This window comes from Humibacter ginsengisoli, from assembly GCF_054780095.1.
The window spans coordinates 448,633-470,274 of sequence record NZ_BAAGWZ010000002.1; the positions used below are offsets into that span (position 1 = coordinate 448,633).

General features: G+C 65.7%; 17 protein-coding genes and 1 tRNA gene. 7 read left to right on the forward strand and 11 right to left on the reverse strand.

Translation table 11 applies throughout. The annotated features are described in order from the left end of the window. Window positions 1–143 precede the first annotated feature (143 nt). On the forward strand, window positions 144–2,117 hold the full coding sequence (gene acs, locus ACYVI5_RS04400) for an acetate--CoA ligase (protein ID WP_460579152.1): 1,974 nt from the start codon (window positions 144–146) through the stop codon (window positions 2,115–2,117). A gap of 216 nt (window positions 2,118–2,333) precedes the next feature. Here the strand turns inward: acs and ACYVI5_RS04405 are convergent, their stop codons facing one another. The 3 genes from ACYVI5_RS04405 to ACYVI5_RS04415 form a co-directional block, all read right to left on the reverse strand. Continuing rightward, on the reverse strand, window positions 2,334–2,939 hold the full coding sequence (locus ACYVI5_RS04405) for a hypothetical protein (RefSeq protein WP_460579153.1): 606 nt from the start codon (window positions 2,937–2,939) through the stop codon (window positions 2,334–2,336). A 283-nt stretch (window positions 2,940–3,222) separates the two neighbouring features. Further along, window positions 3,223–3,693 carry a RidA family protein gene (locus ACYVI5_RS04410; RefSeq protein ID WP_460530653.1) on the reverse strand — a complete coding sequence of 157 codons (471 nt, stop codon included), beginning with the start codon at window positions 3,691–3,693 and terminating at the stop codon, window positions 3,223–3,225. Beyond that, on the reverse strand, window positions 3,693–3,854 hold the full coding sequence (locus ACYVI5_RS04415) for a DUF4177 domain-containing protein (protein ID WP_460530650.1): 162 nt from the start codon (window positions 3,852–3,854) through the stop codon (window positions 3,693–3,695). Before ACYVI5_RS04415 ends, ACYVI5_RS04410 begins: the two co-directional genes overlap by 1 nt. A 130-nt stretch (window positions 3,855–3,984) precedes the next feature. Between ACYVI5_RS04415 and ACYVI5_RS04420 the strand changes: the two genes are divergently transcribed. From ACYVI5_RS04420 to ACYVI5_RS04440, 5 genes are all read left to right on the forward strand, one after another. After that, a complete protein-coding gene (locus tag ACYVI5_RS04420) occupies window positions 3,985–6,690 on the forward strand; it encodes a transglycosylase domain-containing protein (protein WP_460579154.1) in 2,706 nt (901 codons plus the stop codon). Further along, window positions 6,687–7,691 (forward strand): metallophosphoesterase, encoded by a 1,005-nt coding sequence (locus tag ACYVI5_RS04425; RefSeq protein WP_460579155.1) that lies wholly within the window; start codon window positions 6,687–6,689, stop codon window positions 7,689–7,691. The genes ACYVI5_RS04420 and ACYVI5_RS04425 overlap by 4 nt, the downstream gene beginning before the upstream one ends. A 74-nt stretch (window positions 7,692–7,765) precedes the next feature. After that, window positions 7,766–10,117 carry a transglycosylase domain-containing protein gene (locus ACYVI5_RS04430; protein WP_460579156.1) on the forward strand — a complete coding sequence of 784 codons (2,352 nt, stop codon included), beginning with the start codon at window positions 7,766–7,768 and terminating at the stop codon, window positions 10,115–10,117. Window positions 10,118–10,187: 70 nt separating this feature from the next. Further along, the gene (locus ACYVI5_RS04435) at window positions 10,188–12,500 is read left to right on the forward strand and encodes a transglycosylase domain-containing protein (protein WP_460579157.1); all 2,313 of its coding nucleotides are present in this window, start codon (window positions 10,188–10,190) and stop codon (window positions 12,498–12,500) included. Between the two features lie 78 nt (window positions 12,501–12,578). After that, a tRNA-Pro gene (locus ACYVI5_RS04440) sits at window positions 12,579–12,655 on the forward strand. A gap of 83 nt (window positions 12,656–12,738) precedes the next feature. Here the strand turns inward: ACYVI5_RS04440 and ACYVI5_RS04445 are convergent. Next, complete coding sequence (locus ACYVI5_RS04445; protein ID WP_460579221.1) at window positions 12,739–13,194, reverse strand: 3'-5' exonuclease; 456 nt, start codon at window positions 13,192–13,194, stop codon at window positions 12,739–12,741. Continuing rightward, entirely contained in the window at window positions 13,094–15,355 is a 2,262-nt protein-coding gene (locus tag ACYVI5_RS04450) for a UvrD-helicase domain-containing protein (RefSeq protein ID WP_460579158.1), read from the reverse strand. The genes ACYVI5_RS04445 and ACYVI5_RS04450 overlap by 101 nt, the downstream gene beginning before the upstream one ends. A gap of 195 nt (window positions 15,356–15,550) precedes the next feature. Here ACYVI5_RS04450 and ACYVI5_RS04455 point away from each other — a divergent pair, with 195 nt between their 5' ends. Beyond that, window positions 15,551–16,387: a TylF/MycF/NovP-related O-methyltransferase gene (locus tag ACYVI5_RS04455; protein WP_460579159.1), complete on the forward strand. Its 837-nt coding sequence runs from the start codon at window positions 15,551–15,553 to the stop codon at window positions 16,385–16,387. Window positions 16,388–16,432: 45 nt separating this feature from the next. On the opposite strand, the gene ACYVI5_RS04460 is transcribed toward ACYVI5_RS04455, so the two are convergent. Genes ACYVI5_RS04460 through ACYVI5_RS04485 form a run of 6 tightly spaced genes read right to left on the reverse strand, consistent with a single transcriptional unit; the run spans window position 16,433 to window position 21,630 of the window. Next, complete coding sequence (locus tag ACYVI5_RS04460) at window positions 16,433–17,446, reverse strand: LLM class flavin-dependent oxidoreductase (RefSeq protein WP_460579160.1); 1,014 nt, start codon at window positions 17,444–17,446, stop codon at window positions 16,433–16,435. Window positions 17,447–17,470: 24 nt separating this feature from the next. After that, window positions 17,471–17,875, reverse strand: coding sequence for a RidA family protein (locus tag ACYVI5_RS04465; protein WP_460579161.1), 405 nt, complete (start codon window positions 17,873–17,875; stop codon window positions 17,471–17,473). Window positions 17,876–17,919: 44 nt separating this feature from the next. Then, the gene (locus ACYVI5_RS04470; protein ID WP_460530629.1) at window positions 17,920–18,600 is read right to left on the reverse strand and encodes a thymidine kinase; all 681 of its coding nucleotides are present in this window, start codon (window positions 18,598–18,600) and stop codon (window positions 17,920–17,922) included. Between the two features lie 27 nt (window positions 18,601–18,627). Continuing rightward, window positions 18,628–19,281: a response regulator gene (locus ACYVI5_RS04475; RefSeq protein ID WP_460530626.1), complete on the reverse strand. Its 654-nt coding sequence runs from the start codon at window positions 19,279–19,281 to the stop codon at window positions 18,628–18,630. Next, complete coding sequence (locus ACYVI5_RS04480; RefSeq protein ID WP_460579162.1) at window positions 19,268–20,428, reverse strand: hypothetical protein; 1,161 nt, start codon at window positions 20,426–20,428, stop codon at window positions 19,268–19,270. The genes ACYVI5_RS04475 and ACYVI5_RS04480 overlap by 14 nt, the downstream gene beginning before the upstream one ends. Beyond that, entirely contained in the window at window positions 20,428–21,630 is a 1,203-nt protein-coding gene (locus ACYVI5_RS04485; RefSeq protein WP_460579163.1) for a sensor histidine kinase, read from the reverse strand. The genes ACYVI5_RS04480 and ACYVI5_RS04485 overlap by 1 nt, the downstream gene beginning before the upstream one ends. Window positions 21,631–21,642: the final 12 nt, after the last annotated feature.

Below are 21,642 nucleotides of genomic sequence, written 5' to 3' on the forward strand. Positions count from 1 at the left end.
TTTTTCGTAGGCCGTGCAAACGCATTCCGCCCGCGAGTTCAGACGGATGTCGACCCGTTCGCGACCACCCCCGGCCAAACGGTATCGTCGTAAAGCGTTGTGCCAGCCGCCCACGTGACACACCTCGCGAAGGAGCGAAATCCATGTCTTCCGACACGATCGACAACCTGTTGCACGAGTCGCGCCGCTTCGCGCCCGACGCCGAGTTCGCCGCGAACGCGGTAGCGAAGGCCGAGTTGTACGGGCAGGCTGCGGCCGATCGTCTGCAGTTCTGGGCCGATCAGTCGCGTGAGCTGCTGCACTGGCACAAGCCGTTCACGCGCACGCTCGACTGGTCCAACCCGCCGTTCGCGAAGTGGTTCGACGATGGCGAGCTCAACGTCGCCTACAACTGCCTCGACCGCCACCTGCTGGCCGGCAATGGCGACCGGGTGGCGATCCACTGGGAGGGCGAGCCGGGCGACACGCGCACGATCACGTACGCCGAGCTCACGTCCGACGTGAAGCGCGCGGCGAACCTGCTCACCAGCCTCGGCGTGCGCGAGGGCGACCGGGTCGCGATCTACCTGCCGATGATCCCCGAGGCCGTCGTGGCGATGCTCGCCGTCGCCCGCATCGGCGCCGTGCACTCCGTCGTGTTCGGCGGTTTCAGCGCCGACAGTCTGCGCCAGCGCATCGACGACGCGAACGCGAAGCTCGTGATCACGGCCGACGGCGGCTACCGCAAAGGCTCGGTGTTCCCGCTGAAGAACGCGGTGGATGCGGCGCTCGCCGACGGCGGCACGAACGTCGACAAGGTGCTCGTCGTGCGCCGCGGCGGCAACGACGTCGAGTGGGTCGATGGGCGCGACCTGTGGTGGCACGAAGAGCTCCCGCAGGTCGACGCCGACCACGAGGCGAAGCCGTTCGCTGCCGAGCATCCGCTCTACATCCTCTACACGAGCGGCACGACGGGTAAGCCGAAGGGCATCGTGCACACCTCGGGTGGCTACCTCACCCAGGCGGCGTACACGCACAAGAACGTGTTCGATCTGCACCCCGAGACGGATGTCTACTGGTGCTCCGCCGACGTCGGCTGGGTGACCGGTCACACGTACGTCGTCTACGGCCCGCTAGCCAACGGTGCGACGCAGCTGCTCTACGAGGGCACGCCGGACTTCCCGGAGCCCGGCCGCTGGTGGCAGCTCATCGAGAAGTACAAGGTGAGCATCTTCTACACCGCGCCCACGGCCATCCGCTCGTTCATGAAGCAGGGCCGGCAGATTCCGCAGAAGTACGACCTGTCGTCACTGCGTGTGCTGGGCTCGGTCGGTGAGCCGATCAACCCCGAGGCGTGGATCTGGTATCGCGAGGTCATCGGCGGCGACAAGACCCCCGTGGTCGACACCTGGTGGCAGACCGAGACCGGCGCCATCATGGTCTCGGCCCTGCCCGGAGTCACCACGCTGAAGCCCGGTAGCGCTCAGGTGCCTCTGCCGGGCATCTCGATCGACGTGGTGACGGATGCCGGCGAGTCCGTCGGCGCGGACGAGGGCGGCCTGCTCGTCATCACCGAGCCATGGCCGTCGATGCTGCGCGGCATCTGGGGCGACCCGGAGCGCTACGAGGAGACGTACTGGGCGAAGTTCGGCGACAAGTACTTCGCCGGAGACGGCGCCCGCAAGGACAAGGACGGCGAGATCTGGCTGATGGGCCGGGTCGACGACGTGATGAACGTCTCGGGTCACCGCCTGTCGACGGCAGAGATCGAGTCGGCTCTGGTCGCGCATCCGTTCGTCGCGGAATCCGCGGTGGTCGGCGCATCCGACGAGACGACCGGGCAGGCCGTCGTGGCGTTCGTGATCATCAAGGGCAACCAGCGCGAGGCCGCAGCGGCGACGGATGTCAACGCCGAGCTGCGCTCGCACGTCGCCCAGCAGATCGGCGCGATCGCCCGTCCGCGCGACATCTACGTCGTCGAGGAGCTGCCGAAGACCCGCAGCGGCAAGATCATGCGCCGCCTGCTGCGCGACCTGGCCGAGGGCCGCCCCGTCGGTGACACGACGACGCTGGCGGACACCACCGTCATGTCGATCATCACCGAGAAGCTGAGCGGCCCCGCCCCCGCCGAGGACTGAGCGCTCCCTGCATTGCACGGTGCGCCGGAAATCGCACGGTGCGCCGGATGTACGAGTCGATTTCATCCGGCGCATCCTGCGCTCTCCGGCCGATCTCGCTACGCCGGGCATGCGGCTAATGCTCGTGGAGGCCCTGGGGGTCCTTGTGCGGGCCAAACCCGTCGATCTGAATGACGAGCATTTTGCCGATTAGGCCGTCGACAGGATGCCCGTCGATCACGACCTGCGGCTCGACGTGGACACCGTGTGCAGCCATCCGGACACGGAACAACGTCTCGCCACCGGAGTCGGCTCTGCCATCCGCCGCAGCGACGGCCGCCGCGAACCTGCCGCCGACCGCGGCCGCGAGACGCCGTAGCTCCTGTCCGTGATCGCCTTCTTGTTGAGTGCGGAATCGAACGTCGCGACGGCGTAGTCCAAGGGCCGACATCGCGCGATGTGGAAAAGCACGTTGGCCAGCGGTTCGACCGCGACATCCTTGACAACCGGCGACGGCCCCAGCGACCAGTGGATGACGATGTCGTCGCTTTTCGGGTGATGCGCCGAGTAGCCCTCTGGTGCAGCGACATGAAGCTTCGAGTCATTGAAGGTCCAGAGCTTTCGCCGCTGCGCTTCCGTGACACAGGTGAGGCGCACGCCGAGGTTCGCCGCGCGGATGACGTTCGGGGACGTGCCCGGCAGAGCGACTCGGTTCCGCCCTATCGGGATGATGCGGCCACGGTTGAGCTCGGCACGAATGCGATACGACGTGATGCCCGCACGCCGCAAAGACGATCGGTGCATCACCCCGCCGCGTTCACGAACCAGGGAAATGACGTCCATGTCCGCTAGCCTGCCCGCGTGGCTGCGCGCATCCACGCCACCGCACGAACCATGCAGAACCCGGCGGTCACTCGGCTTGTGGAGAACAAGCCAGCGGAGTCGTCCACCGCAGGCGACGCACGATCCCGCGGAAGCGCAACGCACGACCGACCGAAAAACCGCGACGCACCATCGGCCGGAGACCGTGCGATGCGCCGGACGCTAGCACTGAATTCTTCCGGCACACCGCGCGATTTCCGGCACACTGTGCGACGGCTCAAACCGCCGGGACGACGGGCCGCCGCTACTCGAAGGCGACGACCAGCTCGATCTCGACCGGAGCATCCAGAGGCAGCACCGAGACGCCGACCGCCGAACGCGCGTGGCGTCCAGCATCGCCGAACACCTCGCCGAGCAGCAACGATGCGCCGTTGATCACTCCGGGCTGGCCGGTGAACGACGGGTCGGATGCCACGAACCCGGTCACCTTGACGACCTGCGTGATGCGATCGAGCGATCCGATCACCGACTTGACCGCTGCCAGCGCGTTGAGGGTGGCAGTGCGGGCGAGGTCCTTCGCGTCATCGGCCGGAACGAGCCCGTGCGCGTCACCCACCTTGCCGGTGAGCGGCAGCGCACCCGACACCATCGGCAGCTGTCCTGCGGTATACACCAGGGAGCCGTTCACCAGCGCCGGCACGTAGGCAGCAACCGGAGGAACCACCTCGGGGAGCTCGATGCCGAGCTCGGCGAGGCGTGCCTCGAATGCGCCCATCAGGCGTCCTCGCCGATCTCGCGCTTGAGGTAGGCGACGAGGCCGCCTTCAGGGCCGGTGACGACCTGCACGAGTTCCCAGCCCTCCGATCCCCAGTTGTTCAGGATCGCCGCCGTGTTGTGCACGATCAGCGGCGTGGTCAGGTACTCCCACCGACGCATGTGTCCTTCTCTCTCACGCTTCTACGACGACCCCATCGAGCCGCCCTGTCGATCGTGCCACGGCGGCAGCGCACTTCGCATGCCGCGCCGGGAAGGCGGTTTGCCAGCTTCTGCGGCTAGCCTGGGCCTCATGTCTGCCCAAAAACCCACGGCTAGAGGTGCGCTCGGCGCCCTCGGGGCGTTCGTAGGAATGAGCGTCGTGGCCGGCCTTCTTGTGACAGCAGCAGTGACTCCCGCGATCGCGGTCACCGGCATGGCCGCGAACAACGGGATCGGGGCATTCGACGGTCTCCCCGAATACCTGCAGATCGGCGCGCTCCCCCAGGTCTCCACCATCTACGCGAACCAGGGCGGCCAGCCGGTTCCGATCGCCACGTTCTACTCGCAGAACCGCGTCGAGGTCGGCTGGGACGACATCTCCCAGGTCGTGAAGGATGCCGCAGTCTCGACCGAAGACCCGCGCTTCTATCAGCACGGCGGCATCGATATCGAGGGCACGGCACGCGCAATCGTGCTGACCGGGCTCCTGCACAGGTCGACGTCGGGTGGATCATCCATCACGCAGCAGTACGTGAAGAACGTCAAGGTGCAGCAGTGCGAGAAGCTCAACGTCGTCGTTCCGGCGCCGGCATTCAAGGGAACCGGAACGCCGACCGAGGACGAGCAGAAGAAGCTCGATGAGGAGCAGAAGAAGCAGCAGGCCGCTCAGGACCAGAAGTACACGGACTGCTATAACGAGGCCACCGATCCCACGATCTCCCGCAAGCTGCAGGAGATGAAGCAGGCGATCGGTCTGGAGAAGAAGTACTCCAAGAACGACATCCTCAAGGGATATCTGAACATCGCGGGATTCGGCGGATCGGTTTACGGAATCGAGTCGGCCGCCCGCTACTACTTCGGCGCGACGGCGAAGACCCTCACGTTGCCGCAGGCCGCGACCCTCGTCGCCATCCTGAACAACCCGGCCAATCTGCGCATCGACCAGGACAAGGCGACGAACCCCGGAAACAATGCCGAAAACGGGTTCAAGCGCACGCTCGACCGGCGGGATTACGTGCTCCGCAGCATGCTGAAGGCGCACAAGATCACGCAGAAGCAGTACGATGACGCGGTCAAGACGAAGATCGAGCCGAAGATCACGCCCCAGCCCAACGGATGCGAGACCGCGGCACAATACAACGCCGCGTACTACTGCGATTGGGTACAGCACCTGGTCTCGGAGGACACCGGCCTGGCGAAGACGGCCGACGAGCGTGACGCCCTGCTACGCGCCGGCGGTCTGAAGATCTACACGCCGCTGAACCTGGACGTTCAGGCGGTGGCGCAGCAGTCGCTCAGTTCGATCGTGCCGTCGTCGAAGCCCGGGGTCACCTTGGGCGGTACTAACCTCTCCGTCGAGGTCGGCACCGGCCGGGTCATCTCCATGGTGCAGAACACGAAGTACACGGCGACCGCGACCGATGACCCGAACTACTCGGGCATCAACTACAACACCGACTTCAATGAAGGCGGCTCGATTGGTTTTCAGACCGGTTCGACCTACAAGCTGTTCACATTGCTCGAATGGCTGAAGGAAGGGCACTCGATCAACGACTATGTGACTGCTCCGTCGGCAAGCACGACGTTCCCCGCCAGCCGCTGGCACACCACCTGCCCCGACACGTCCTGGGCGGGACCATGGACGGTTGGCAACGATGGTCCCGGCGAAGGCGGGACGATGAGCGTTGCCCGCGCGACGGCCGAGTCCGTCAACACAGCGTTCGCGGTCATGGGCACCAAGCTCGACCTCTGCGGCATCCGTCAGAGCGCCATCAACTTGGGGATCCACCCCGCAAGCGACAAGGTGTGGACCACCGACGCCGCCGGAAATCCGGTGCAGGTAGCCAACCCACTCCTTGGCAGCCCGGCGACCATCCTCGGTACCAACAACCTGTCACCCCTTAACCTGGTCACCGCCTACGCGGGCGTGGCCAACGGCGGCAAGTGGTGCACGCCGGTCGGAATCGACAAGATCGTCGGACCGGATGGCAAGAATCTCCCGGTGACGCCCGCCAAATGCACGCAGGGCATCGATCCGAACGTGGCGGCCGGAGCAATCAAGGCGCTGCAAGGTGTGGTGAGCAGCGGAACGGGCACCATCGCCAATCCTCATGACGGTGTGCCGATCTTCGGCAAGACGGGTACGACCGACCACGCCGCGCAGAACTGGTTCGTCTCATCGACCACCAAGGTCGCGACCGTCTCGTGGGTCGGCCAGACGGTGGGCAACTCGGTGAACTTCGGCAACCTCACCCTAGGCGGCCACGGCGGTCGTGACGCGAAGCTCTACGTCGCCAGACCCGTCATCGCAGCGCTCAACAAGATCTACGGCGGCGACCAGTTCCCGCAGCCGACCGGCAGCGTGCTGCAGGCGAAGCAGGTCACCGTGCCCGACCTGACCGGCAAGTCCCCGTCCGACGCGCAGTCGACGCTCCAGAACCTCGGCTTCACGTACCAGGACGGCGGCCCGGTCGATTCGGCCCAGCCGGCCGGCACGGTGGCGAGCACCAACCCACCAGCGGGCAGCAGCGCAGGAATCGGCGCGGTGATCACTGTGTACACGTCGAAGGGCAACCAGAAGGCGGTGCCGGACGTGACCGGCAAGTCAGGACAAGACGCCCAAAATGCCTTGAAGGCCGCCGGGTTCAACGTGGCCTGGGCGCCAGGAAGCGATCCCAACGGCACGGTCGTCTCGACGGATCCAGCCGCGAACACGCCGGCAACCGCGGGCTCGACGGTCACGATCACCACGTCGAAGAAGAGCGGCGGCGGTCCGGGCAACGGAGGCAACGGATGACACGCCGAAACGGTGCGGGCGCGGTCGGAACCGTCGCGCTCGCGCTGGGCGCGGCATCCGCGGGTGCGCTCCTCTGGGGAACGCTCATCGAGCGACGTTGGTACGTGCTGCGGCAGGTCAGCGCCCCAGTGCTCCCTTCCGGGTCGAAGCCGATTCGCGTACTGCACCTGAGCGATCTGCACATGGCACCGTGGCAGCGCGACAAGCAGCAGTGGATCCGGTCGCTGGCGGCATTCGCTCCCGACCTCATCGTCGACACCGGCGACAACCTAGGGCACGAGCGTGGGTTCGACGGCGTCGAGTACGCGCTGGACGCGTTCCGCGGCACCCCCGGCGTGTTCGTGAATGGGTCGAACGATTACTACGGCCCCATTCCGAAGAATCCGATGCGGTACTTCAGCGGTCCGTCGGCCCTGCATGCGAACCCGGCGAACCTCGACACGGACGAGCTCACCCGATTCTTCACAGGCGAGCTCCGCTGGCTCGATCTCAACAACCACGCCGGCGCACTGACCGTGAACGGAACCCGCCTCGAGCTGTTCGGTGTGGACGATCCGCACCGCAACTTCGACCGGCTCGACCGGGTGACGGGCGAACTCGATGAGCTGCGGGCATCCGAGGTGACGGATGCGACGTGGCCCGCAGACCGCGCGGCCGGCGATCAGCCCACCGTCGCGATCGGGGTTGCGCACGCACCGTACCGCCGAATCCTCGACTCGTTCGTCACCAACGGCGCGAGCATGATCTTCGCCGGACACACGCACGGCGGCCAGGTCTGCGTTCCCGGGTTCGGAGCACTCGTCACGAACTGCGACCTCCCCCGTCGGCAGGCCAAGGGTCTGAGCACCTGGACGCACGCGCTGCGCGTCGCCTACCTGAACGTCTCGGCGGGACTCGGCACATCCATCTACTCGCCTGTGCGATTCGCCTGCCGGCCAGAGGCATCCCTCGTCACGCTCGTGCCGCACGACACGGCATACGACGGAGTCAACGTTCGCTGAACGTTCTGGCTTCTCTGAGAGACGACATAGACGGCACAGACAAACGGGTCAGAGTTACCGCGTAGCGTATTCGGGTGAAGACCACTCGCAGAACCTGGGGTGCTCTCGGCGCCTTCGTGGGCATGAGTGCGGTGGCCGGAGTGCTCGTGGCCGCCGCAGTCACACCGGCCGCAGCGGTCACCTCGCTCGCGGTGAGCGACGCGACGAACGCGTTCGACGGCCTGCCCGACTACCTCGCCCTGCAGCCCCTGGACCAGACGACGACGTTCTACGCCAAGAAGGGCGGCCAGGATGTGCCGTTCGCGACGTTCTACGCGCAGAACCGGCAAGACGTCTCGTCGAGCCAGATCGCGCAGTCGGTGAAGGATGCCGCGGTCGATACCGAGGATCCGCGGTTCTTCTCCGAGGGCGGCATCGACGTGTACGGCACGATCCGTGGCGCGCTGGCCACGAGCACCGGCGGCGATGTGCAGGGCGGCTCGTCGATCACGCAGCAGTACGTGAAGAACATCCTGGTACAGCGCTGCGACCAGGACGACCAGCTCGACCCGAACGCGTCCGCCTCGGTGCAGAAGAAGCAGCAGGCGAAGTTCGAGCAGTGCTACCAGGATGCCGCCGGCGTCACCATTTCGCGCAAGCTGCAGGAGATCCGGTACGCGATCGGGCTCGACAAGCGCTACAGCAAGACCGACATCCTGCAGTCCTACCTGAACATCGTCGGGTTCGGCGGCCGGGTGTACGGCATCCAAGCGGCCGCGCAGTACTACTACGGCGTCGATGCGAAAGACCTCACGCTCCCCCAGTCCGCGACCCTGGTCGCCATGCTGAACAACCCGGCGAACCTGCGGATCGACCAGGACGCATCCGCGAACCCGTCGAACAACGCGACGAACAAGTTCAAGCTGACGCTCGCCAGGCGTAACTATGTGCTGCAGCGGATGCTCGTGCATCACTCGATCACGAAGGACCAGTACGACAAGGCGGTCGCCACGCCCATTACGCCGAAGATCACCCCGAAGCAATCCGGATGCCAGTCCGCGGTCGCGTACAACGCCGGCTTCTTCTGCGACTACGTCAAAGACGTCATGCTGCAGAACCCGGCCTTCGGCAAGACTGCGGACCAGCGCCAGCTGCGCTTCCAGCGCGGTGGCATGAAGGTGTACACGACGCTGAACCTCGACCTGCAAGCCACGGCGCAGAGCGCACTCAGCAAGTATGTGCCGTCGACGAATCCTGTGGTGGACATCGGTGGCGCGAACGTCTCCGTCGAGGTCGGCACGGGGCGCATCGTGACCATGGTCGAGAACAAGCAGTTCGACAACTCGGGCACTGCGGCGCCGGGGAGCACCGCCATCAACTACAACACCGACCACGCATACGGCGGATCGGATGGGTTCGCTACCGGATCGTCGTTCAAGGCGTTCGACCTCGCCGACTGGTTCGAGACGGGGCATACCGCCTATGAGAGCGTCAACGCGCACTACTCCGGCTACGCGTTCCCGTTCAGTTCCTTCTCGTGCAACGGCCAGCCGATGAGCGGTGGCTCGTATCCGGTCAGCAACGACTCCTCGTCGGAGGGCGGCACCATGAGTGTGCTGCAGGCGACCGAGGAGTCGGTCAACACCGCGTTCATGCAGATGGCCACCGAGACCGACCTCTGCGGGATCGCCGATGCGGCGAAAGCGCTCGGCGTGCACGTCGCCAACCCTGCTCTCCCGTTCCAGATCGTTCCCTCGATGGTGATCGGCACCAATTACATCGCCCCGTTGACCATGGCCACCGCGTACGCAGGCATCGCCAACAACGGCAAGTTCTGCACCAACGTCGCCATCGACAAGGTGGTCACGAACGACGGCTCGAGCATGACTGTTCCGAAGTCGACGTGCACGCAGGCGATTCCTCCGACCGTGGCCGCTGCGCTGGCGTGGACGCTCGAGCACGTGATCACCGCCGGAACGGCCACCTCGGCGAACCCGCACGACGGCACGCCGATCCTCGCGAAGACCGGCACGACCGACGAGTACCAGCAGAACTGGCTCGTGACGTCGAGCTCGAAGGTGGCGAACGCGATCTGGGTGGGACAGATCTCGGGCCACCATGACCTCCGCGCCTACGACTACAACGGCACGGAGCTCGCGTACTCGAAGTTCTACGCGGACCGCCTGATCCTGACGGCTCTGGATGCCGCATACGGCGGGTCCGAGTTTGCCACGCCCCCCAGCTCGCTGCTGTACGGATCGTCGAAGAGCTCGACGCAGTCTGGTAATGGCAGCAGCGGGAACACTGGCGGCAACAGCGGCGGAAACAACGGTGGCAGCAGCGGCGGAAGCAACGGTGGCTCCTCGACGAATAGCCCCGTTCCGGCGCCGACGACCTCACCGCTACCGGTGCCGACCAGCAGCGGCCTCCCGTCGTCCGGCGGATAGATGGCTGAACCCACGCAACCTCCGGAGGGTCCCCATGACGAAGTGGAACCGCGCGCGTAGCCTCGAAAAGGTGACATCACGTGCCGGAGCCTGGGGAGCCCTCGCAGGGTTCATCGCAATGAGTGCCGTCGCCGGAGTTCTCGTGGTCAGCGCGGTGACGCCCGCCGTCGCCGTGGCATCCTTGGCGATCAGTGACGGCACGGGCATGTTCGACGGACTGCCCGACTACCTCGCCCCACAGCCGCTGGATCAGACGACAACCTTCTACGCGACGAAGGGCGGCCAATACGTGCCGATCGCCACGTTCTACGCGCAGAACCGTGAGGACGTCGCCTGGGACGCGATCTCCCAGTCCGTGAAAGACGCGGCCGTCGCCACCGAAGACCCCCGGTTCTACAGCGAGGGCGGCATCGACGTCTTCGGCACCGTACGGGGGGCGCTCTCGACCGCGAGCGGCAAGGACGTTCAGGGCGGATCATCCATCACCCAGCAATACGTGAAGAACATCCTCGTGCAGCGCTGCGAGCAGAACGACGCCGTCGACCCGGATGCCTCCCCCAAGGTGCAGAAGCAGCAGCAGAACAAGTTCGAGGCCTGCTACACCGACGCCACCGGCGTGACCGTGCAGCGCAAGGTGCAGGAGATCCGGTACGCGATCGGCCTCGACAAGAGGTACAGCAAGGACCAGATCCTGCTCAGCTACCTGAACATCGTGGGTTTTGGGGGCCGTGTCTACGGCATCCAGGCGGCCGCCCAGTACTACTTCGGAACGGATGCCAAGAGCCTGACCCTGCCGCAGGCCGCGACCCTGATCGCCATCCTCAACAACCCGAACTACCTTCGCATCGACGACGGGTCGACATCGTCCGACAACGTGGCGGCCAAGGGTTTCCCCGCCACTACTGAGCGACGCAACTACGTGCTGCAGCGGATGCTCGTGAATCACAAGATCTCCGACGCCGAGTACAAGCAGGCGGTCGCCACGAAGATCCAGCCGCACATCACGCCGAAGCTGTCCGGATGCTCGAGCGCTGTCAGCGTCGATGCCGGCTTCTTCTGCGACTACGTGCAGCGCATCATGCTGACGGACCCGGTGTTCGGAAAGACCGCAGAACAGCGGCAGGCGCTCTTTCAGCAAGGCGGGCTCAAGGTGTACACGACCCTCAACCTCGACCTGCAGAACAACGCACAGGCGGCGCTGAGCAACTACATCCCGCCGACGTACGGCAACCTGGATCTCGGCGGGGCGAATGTGGCAATGGAGGTCGGAACGGGCCGAGTGGTCGAGATGGTGTCGAACAAGCAGTTCGACGACAGCGGTAACGCGCCGCCCGGCACAACCTCCGTGAACTATGCGACCGACTACGCGTACGGCGGATCGGACGGTTTCCAGGTGGGTTCGTCGTTCAAGGCATATGACCTGGTCGCTTGGCTGGAGGCAGGGCACTCACTGTACGAAACCGTGAACGCGAATGTGCACTCGTTCCCGGAGTCTCAGTTCGCGACATGTGGTGACGGGTTCGGCAACGTCGTGTGGCCCGTTGCAAACGATGAGTCATCCGAAGGCGGTTACATGTCCGTCCTTCAGGCGACCGAAGCATCCGTGAACACTGCATTCGCGATGATGGCGACCAAGCTCAACCTCTGCGACATCTCGAACGCGGCGCAGGCACTCGGAGTGCATCCCGCCAATCCGGCGCCTCACTCCGAAGGCGGCAACCCTTGGATCATCAACCCGCCGATGGTGATCGGAAGCGGTAACTACATCGCTCCGCTTGCGCAGGCGCAGGCCTACGCGGGGATCGCGAACGGCGGAAAGACGTGCACCCCGATCGCGATCGACAAGGCGGTGGATGCCAACGGAAAAGCCATAGCGGTGCCGAAGACCACGTGCACGCAGGCGATTCCGGAGAACGTCGCCGCGACGGTCACCTGGGCGCTGCAGCACGTGATGACGGCGGGAACGGCGACGGGGGCTAACCCGAACGACGGTGTTCCGATCATGGGCAAGACCGGAACGACGGACTACGCGCACGAGAACTGGCTCGTGACCTCTACCTCGAAGGTTGCGCAGGCCACCTGGATCGGACTGATCTCGGGTGCCACCGACATGCACTACGTGTACTTCAAGGGCATCCAGGGCAACAACGTGAAGTTCAACGTGGTGAAGCAGGTCGACACCGCGCTCGACAGCGTCTACGGCGGAAGCGCGTTCCCTGCACCCGACAACAGCCTCATCTATGGCAACCGTTCGAAGCCGCCGGCGACGAGTAGTCCGAATCCGGGCACAGGCGGCAACGGCGGCAACTCGGGTGGCGGCAACGGTGCGAACCCGCCGGCACCGGCACCGGGACCGGGAAAGCCCGGTAAGGGCCACGGATGACGCGTACTCGGCGGCTACCCTCTCGTCGTGAAGCGCCCCTGCCAACGTGTATCCTTATGGAGGCCTTTGACGGGCCATCGGGGTGTGGCGCAGCTTGGTAGCGCGCTTCGTTCGGGACGAAGAGGCCGCAGGTTCAAATCCTGTCACCCCGACCAATTGATAAGGGGCGGCCCTGCGGGCTGTCCCTTATCTGTTTGCCCGGGTCTTGGGCACCTGCAGAGCAGGTGGGTGCCGATGGCTACTTCTTGGACCGAATCTTTCCGTCGCATGCCGGGAAACGATTGCAGGCAAGGAACGTTCCATATCGGCCGTTGCGCTCGACCATAAGGCCTTTGCTGCACTTTGGGCACACCATGGCGGCCGGAGTCGCCTTGCTTCCGGTCGATGACTCATCGAGCGCACCCTGCTGGATGAGTTCGGTGACGAACTCGGATTCGCGGCCGCTGCGCGCAATCAGCAGCACGGTCCTGCGAGCACGGGTAAGTGCGACGTAGAAGAGCCGTCGTTCTTCAGCGTAGGGGAACGGGTCGGCATCGGGCATGGCGAGTCGCAGCAGTGAGTCGTCCTCCTTGATGCTCGGGAATCCACCGCGGTCAAGACCGACGACGATGACATGGTCGGCCTCCAGACCCTTGGACGCGTGGATGGTCTGGAAGGAGACATCGAGCCGGTTGTACCGCAGTGGCGGTAGCAGTTCGGCCGCGTTTCGATATCGTCCAAGCACCCTGACGCTTTCGCGCGCCTGGCGAGAGAGATGCGTGGATCTCATTGATTCGGCGTGTGATAGCGGAGGTGACCCCGGCATTCGTCTCGGTGCGGACCAGGGTGATCGGGTTCGGCAGCGAAGTGGACGATCGCACCGTCTTGCGGAGCTGTGCTGGATTCTTCATGACGAAGTCCCCGGCGATTGTAGAGAGCTCCTGCGAGTTGCGGAAAGTGCGCTCGAGGCGGAGGAGGCTGCCCCGACCGAATGTCACCTCGAAACGCGTCATCGCTGTGATGTCGGCACCGGCGAAACGATAGATGGACTGCCAGTCATCGCCGACCGCGAACAGGTGACGGTCCGGCGCCTCGACCAGCGCGTTCACCATTCGAGCGCGAGCACGGCTCGCGTCCTGGAACTCGTCTACGAGCACGACGCGATATGGGGACTTCCATCGGCCGGACTCGATGGCATCTATCGCGTCATTCAACATGTCGTCGAAGTCGAGCTCGCCGGCGGCCTTCAGGCGGCGGTCCCACTCAGCGCGGATCAAGCCGAACAGATCGAGGAAGGTCGACTCGCGCCAATTCGGGACGCCGGCACGGTTCCGCCGAAGGCGCGAGCGGAGCGCGGTGTCACCGAGCTGGTTGCTCTTGGCGTGCGTGAGAAAGGTGCGGAAGAGGGTCAGCATCTCCCGGTCCGACAAAAGGGGCTCGCCATTCCCCGGCCGATTCGGATCGAAATCCGGGATGATGCCGTGGGCTCGGAGCTGCGCATCGAGGGAATCGAACAGGGTACCGTCATCGAGCTGACTTGCCGATGTCTCGATGAGCTTCGTGCCGTGTTCGGCGTGCAGCGCCTTCTTCCATGCACGGGACTCCAAATATCCGTCGAAGCTCGGCGGTACGTTCTCGCCGTCCACGAACGCCCAGTGTTCGTGCCAAACGCCTGCCTCCGGGTAATAGAAGTCCGGACGGTATTGCGAATGCTGCGCATCTGCGACGTCCACCTCGTATGGGTACTCGTAGAGGACATCGATGCCGCTCTGAATGAGCCAGTTCGCGACCGCCCGCTCCCCGGCACTCTTCACAACGTCGCCGTCGAGAGTGCGGAAGCCGATGCGCCGAGTGTCGCGGTCATAACTGTCCGGGTCGAGCTCGGACTCAACGTTGAGCGGTGTGCCGAGGACGTTCTGCATTACCCACCACTTCGCCGCGAAATTGCGTGAGGATGCCTTGAGGTCGGCGACGACCCTTGCCAGCAGACCGAGACCGTCGTCGGCTTCAAGGCCCGCACCAAGGCGAGGCTTCTTGCCTGTGGCTTCACCGATCACGCGGAGTCCGAAAGCGTGAAACGTCTGGGCTCGAACGCCATCCGCCGGGATGCCGGCTGCCCTGAGCCTGGTGGCAAGGCGCTCGGCCATCTCGCGCGCGGCGGCGCTGTTGAATGCCAGGAGCAGGATTTCCTCCGGCTTGGCGATGCGTTGCCGCACCGTCCATCCCGCCTTCGCCACGATCGTGGAGGTCTTGCCCGACCCAGCGGATGCGACGAGCAGTACGCGGTTGTCGAAGCAGATAACCGCACGCGCCTGCTCTTCGGTGAGGGGTGTCCCCTCGATGGAATCGAAAAACGTCCTTTCACTCTTGAGTTGTGCCTCAATCAGCGACTCGTTCTGTGTGCGCACTCGATCACGAACAGTCGTCGAGGAACGCACGGCATCCCATGCGGCCGGATCGGCAACGTCTATCAACACAGCCTGTGCCGGGCCAGACAACGAAGAAGGAATCGCGGCGTTTCGAAGCCCCTCCCACGTGGCGATCGACTCTTCGGTGAACCAGCGATGCGCGACCCACGCGGCGCCGAGTGCCGACTGGAATTCCTCCCACCACTCGCGAATCCGCACATTCGCGACTGAAGCGTCGTGCTCGGCCGTGACTTGTTCGACCGCGGACTGAAACTCCCGAACCGTCTTCGAGGACAGCCCTCGCAACGGCGCGACCCCGGCGACGCTCAATGTCCACCATGTTCCCGATCGCTCTATACGGATGGACGAGCGTTCGACGGCAGGAAGCGTTCGCACATTCCCGCTGCTCTCGACACTGACCTCGTAGCCGGTTAGAGCTATCTCTCCTTTGCTCGCCTGGCCGAGCATACGAGCCCAGAGTGATGGCCGCCATGGACCCCCGACGTCGTTCGCCACACTCATCCCCCGTTCGTCCTACGCATGAAGCTACCGGTCCCTGGCGACGTTCGGGCTGGATGCTCGAACGGCGAAGACACACTGATTTGCGTTGGCAACGGGTAGTCGCACCTCATGGGTGTGTGCTTTGCTGGCGATGTGTCCCGAATGCATCGCATCAACGAGACCATCGGCCGGATGACCGGCTTTCAGCTCCGCAGGGTCTCGCGGCAGCCATCCCGCGCGGAGCCGGCCGCCAGTTCGGGGCGCGCCACGGATCGGAACGACCCGAAGGGCGGCTCCGAACCGAAGATCCCGAATGATTTCGACGACGAGATGGCATCCATCATCCGTGCCGTCACGCCGTTCACGATGACGAACGTCGACAAGCTGCACGCACTGATCACGGCAACACGGTACGTGGCGCAGCACGACATACCCGGCGACGTCGTCGAGTGCGGAGTCTGGCGCGGGGGAAGCATGCACGCAGTGGCCCGCGCCCTTGCCGCGTGCGGCGACACCAGTCGCGAGCTGTATCTCTACGACACGTTCGAGGGGATGACCGAACCCACCGAGAAGGATGTCCGCTGGGATGGCGTGCATCCGGCGCACTGGCTGAAGCACTCGGAGCACAACAAGCGCAACAGCGCGATCTGGGCATACGCATCGCTGGATGAGGTGAAGGCCGGGTTCGAGAACGTGCCGTATCCGAAGGAGCGGCTTCATTTCGTGCAGGGACCCGTCGAGCAGACCGTTCCGGGCATCCTTCCCGAGCGCATCGCCCTCCTGCGGCTGGACACCGACTGGCACAGCTCGACCGCGCACGAGCTCGCTCACATGTACGACCGGCTTGTGCCGGGCGGCGTGCTCCTGCTCGACGACTACGCGCACTGGCAGGGCGCCAGGGAGGCGGTCGACGAGTGGCTGGAACGCACGGGAGAGAAGCTGTTGCTCGTGCGCATGGGAGGCGGCCGCATCGCGGTCAAGCCGGGACTCGAGTCCTGAGCGCGGACTCGTCGCCGATCGGGCTCGGACGCTAGGCCCACCGACTCAGGCGAAGAGTTCCGCGACGAGCTCGAGGGAGTGCACGCGGGCATCCGATTCGGCGGCTCCCGACGCGATCATCAGCTCGTCGGCGCCCGTCGAGGCGAGCAGCGAGGCGAGCCGGTCGCGCGCCACCTCGGGTGTGCCATACGCCTGCCTGGAGTTCCGGTCGGCGATGAAATCCAGTTCGAGCTGGCTGAACTGGTAGGTGGCAGCCTCCTCCACCGAGACGGGCTCGGGCTTCTGACCTCGCCGCATCTGCAGGAACGAGATCGCAGCCGGCAGCGACTGCCTGCGCACCTCGTCCGGATCCTCGTTCGCCAGCACGGTCACGGCGATCATCGCGTGCGGCTTCTCCAGTGTCGCGCTAGGCGTGAACCGCTCGCGATACAGCTTCAGCGCCTCCTCGGTGTGCTCCCCCGCGAAGTGATGCGCGAAGGCGAACGGGAGCCCCAGGGCGGCCGCGACCTGGGCGCTGTATCCGCTGGAGCCGAGCAGCCAGATCTCGGGCAGGTCGCCGAGGCCGGGAACGGCGCGGATGCCGGCGAGCGGGTCATCCGGCGCGAAACCTCCGGTGAAGAAGCCGAGCAGATCCAGGAGCTGCTGCGGAAAGTCCTCGGCACCCAGAGCATCCGCGCTGCGCCGAAGAGCCGCCGCAGTCGCCTGATCCGTGCCCGGTGCGCGGCCGATGCCGAGATCGATGCGGTCGCCGTACAGGGCTCGCAGCGTGCCGAACTGCTCCGCCACGACGAGTGGAGCGTGGTTCGGCAGCATGACTCCCCCGCTGCCCACGCGGATGCGGTCGGTGCGCGCGGCGATTCCCGCGATCAGCACGGCCGGCGCGCTCGACGCGACCGCCGGCATCCCATGGTGTTCCGCGACCCAGAACCGGTGGAACCCGAGCCTCTCGGCCGCTTGCGCGAGACGGATGCTGCCGGCGACGGCATCCGCATTGCCCGCGCCCGCCTCGCGGCTGGCCAGGTCGAGGACGTTCAGGGGAACCTTGCGGAGTTCGGTCACCTTCAGTTCAACCGCCAGGTGACGTCAGGATTCCCGGCAGACCGCGGCAACGCCGCTGATCTCGATGAGCGCACGGGGAACGCCGAGCCCGGCCACCTTGGCCGCCGTCACCAAAGGTGGCGCGCCGTCTCGGGCGAGCCTGCCGGCTATCGCGCCGTACGCGGCCCTCACGTCCGCACGTTCGTCGAACAGAATGTTCCACTGGACGACGTCGTCGAGCGTCGCGCCGGCCGCCTCGAGCGCGACGACCGCATTCTCCAACGCACGCACCGACTGGTCGGCGATGTCGTCGGAGACAATCGCACCCGTCTCGTCCACGCCGTTCTGGCCGCCCAGATACACGGTCGTCGAGCCCGGAGGCACGATCGCGACATGGCTGAAGGCGGGAGAGCGCATGAGACCGTCGGGCTGAAGGAGTGTGATCGACATGAGAGCCATCTTGTCGAACCCCTCCGACACCGACGACCGGGCCATCAGGTGAAGTCCGGATCCGGCTCACTCGCATAGGCGACCGCGGAGCCACCCAGAGGCCAACGACGGCGGCCGTTGTTCAGAACACCGCCGCTCTCCTGCAGGTAGCAGGCACCGCAGAGCGACTCGTAGACCACGTCGTCGCCGTCCTCGATCGCGACCTGATCGCCGTCGAACACGAAGACCCCGTTGATCGTGCGGGCGTTGAAGATGGCCTTGCGTCCGCACCGGCAGATCGTCTTCAGCTCCTCCAGGCTGTGCGCCACCTCGAGCAACCGGCGGCTGCCGGGGAATGCGACCGTCTGAAAGTCGGTGCGGATGCCATATGCCAGCACCGGAATATCCTCCAGGATCGCGATCCGCAGCAGGTCATCCACCTGGGCTTCCGTGAGAAACTGCGCCTCATCCACGAGAAGGCAGCTGACGTCGCGACCGAAGCGTGAGACGGTTCGCTCGCGCAACACCTGGAACCGGTGGTAGAGGTCGGCCTGCGGGTCGATGGTGAAGTCGGCATCCCGCGTCACACCGAGGCGGGAGACGATGGCCGCGTCGCCCTTCGTGTCGATCGCCGGCTTCGCGAGCAGTACGCGGTGGCCGCGCTCCTCGTAGTTGTATGCCGCCTGCAGCAGCGCCGTGCTCTTGCCGCTGTTCATCGCCCCGAACCGGAAGTACAGTTTCGCCACCCCGATATCGTATGGCGCACCGTTATTTCAGGTCAGGTAGCCGTCCTCGGCGGCGCGGCGGATCAGGTCGGAGCGCGTGCTCGTCGGCCTGCCGACCCGTTGATACTTCTCTCGCACGCGCCGCAGATACGTCTTCGCCGTCTCGAACTGCACGTTCATCGCGCCCGCGACCTGCGAGGTGGAGTGGCCCTCCACGTAGAGCAGGAGCGCCCACCGCTCGCCGTCGCTCAGCTTCGGCTTCGTGAGCGGCAAGGCGGTCGACGCAACGTGCGTGGGTTCGGCGGCATCGGCATCCGTGAGTCCCATCACCGCCTTCGCGGTCGTCATCACCTCGCGCACCGGCTGCGCCTTGGAGAGGAACGCCAACGCGCCGGCTCCGAGGCAGCGTTCGCGTTCCTCAGGGGTGTCGAGCGCGGTCAACACGATGACGGATGCTCCGGCCGCGCGGCAGGTGCGCACCCGCGCCTCGATGGAGACCTTCTCGGTGAGGTTGAGGTCCATCAGCACGAGGTCGGTGGGGAACGCGGCGGAGTGCACGAGTTCCACCCAGGTAGGGGCGGCGACGACGAGCTCGAACAGTGGCTCGTGCTCGCGGATCCAGTTCGAGAGGCTGTCGAGCAGCAATTCGTGGTCGTCGAGGATGCCTACCCGCACCGGGGTGCGGCCCTCACGCGGGGACAAAACCGAACCTCATGATCATCGTGGAGCCGTTTCTCGAGATGGCGGCATCGCCGCTCAGCGAACGCAGCACGCTGACGAACGGCCGGGCCGTGCGCCGCACGAATCGCCAGTCTGCCGCAATGCGCATCGAGAGTTCGAATCGCGCGCTCTCGGAGCTTTCGACGGTGGGATTGCGCTGCACGGTGATGGCCGCACCTGCCGGGTCGAGGGCACCGATGCGCACCGACTCCACCAGGAACGCGCTGAACGCGGCACGTGCGTGCGGCGGCATATGCGGCAGCAGCCGTTCGGGATCGCGCACGGCGTGCCCGTCGATCCGGGTGTCTGCCAGAAGGCCGTCGACCCAGGTCACGCGCAGTTGCTCGAGCGCGTGTTCCCGCAGCCCCGCCGACACAGCCGTCGCGGTGTCGATGTCGACCTGCGTGATGCTTCCGCGGTCGGAGATGGATGCCAGCAGCGGCAGCGTCGACTGCCGCAACTCATCGAGTTGTGCGCGGCGAAGGGCATCCTGTTCGAGCATGCGGAACTCGGGCTCCAGGGCGCGCATGCCGCGTTCGGACGACGCCGTCCATTCTGAGCTGAACCTCGCGATGACGGCGCCGATCGTAGCGGCGACAGAGGCCAGCACGAGCACGGGCGTGGCCGCGACGACGGCGTACACATATGGTGTGTTCACGATGGAGAGGGAGGTGTGCTGCGCGGCGGCCAGCAGTCCGACGACGAGCGCACCGAACACGCCGAAGACGATGATCTCCCACGGTGGTCGCATCCAGAGCAATCCGAAGACGATCAGCGCGACGCCGATCTGTCCCCAGTCGTCTTGCACGAGCCGGTTGTGGCCCCACGTCGACAGTGCGGACAGCACGGCGGCGCCCACGGCCGCTCCGACGATGACGGCCGCGCCTCCGGCGCTGAGGCGCCCGACAGAGGGATGCACGGCGATCGACAGCGCGGTTCCGGCCGCGATGAGCAGGCACAGTGCCGCAACCGCGAGCGCGGGCGCGACGATCTCGTTCCGGTTCAGGATGCTCTGCACCACTGCGTATCCCATAGACATCCCACCCAGCAACGGCGCGAGTCCCCACGCCGCCATCGCACCGATCGGATCGAGTCGGTTCGGTGCGCGGTCGAGGATCACCTCGTGCATCAGACGACATCCTCCGAACGAATGAGCGGAACCACCATCAGCACGGACGTGCCAGCGCCCGGCTTCGAGAACACCGACACGGACCCGCCGACGCGTTCGACCCGCTCGATGACCGAGTGCATCAGGCCCATCCGGTCGTTGCCCTCTGCGGTGAGCGTGCCGACATCGAAGCCGCGGCCGGCATCCACGACGACGAGGGAGACGGCGCCGCCGGATGCCGAGAGCATCACGTCCGCCGCTGACTGCCCGGAGTGCTTCAGCACGTTCACCAGGCATTGGCGGGCGGCAAGCCCGACGGCGCGGCGAGCATCCGGCGTCAGCGACGTGTACGGGCCGAAGTCTCCGGAGACGTCCACGACGAGGCCGGCGTCGCGGGCCTGGGCGATCGCCTGCGCCAGTTCCGTTGCGCGCCAGTCCCGTTCATCCGTCACCGCGAGAGCCTGCACGCGTTGCGTCTCGTCGGTCCAGTGACGGATGTCCGACTGCAGCCGTTCACGGAACGCCTCCGGCACCGGGCCGGGAGCGGCGGTCGCGATGGCGGCCAGTTCGCTGAGGGTGGTGTCGTGCAGTTCGGCGCGCAACTCGGCCACGAGCGCTCGGCGGAGCTCGTCGGCGTGCTGCTGGCGGAGCATCCGCATGATCAGCGTGTGTGCGCCGCGGTGGGCGCTGCGAGTCACCCCGTGGAACAGCAACAGCGCCATGAAGAGCACGTAGGTGGCCAGCGAGATCGAGTCGAAGCGGAACTGCCGGTGCGCCACCGTCGCGGCCGCGAACACGGCAAGGTCGCCGACCGCGTACGCGACGGTCGCCCAGAGAACCCCGATGCGGGCATCCGACCCGGATCCGCCGATCAGCATCAACGCCACAAGGGGCAACGCCACCACGAAGAGGTTTGTGTCGGTGTAGGTGACGGTCTGCTCGAGCAGCGCGAAGGTGTACGCGAACGTGGATGCCACGCCGACGGCGATGTAGGCGACCATCGCGGTCAGGCTCGGCTTCACCATCACCACGACCATGAGCGCTGCCATCGGCAACAGTGAGCCGGTCGCCCACCAGCGCACGTCGACATCGAGGAACAGACCTGGAGCCAGCACGGATGCCGTCGCTGAGGCAAGGCAGATGAGCGCAGCAACCTGCGTCGACCGGGCGACAGCGAGGTTGCCAGCTTCGCGCGCCACCTGGGCCGGAACCCCGAGAGACATCGTGAGGATTAT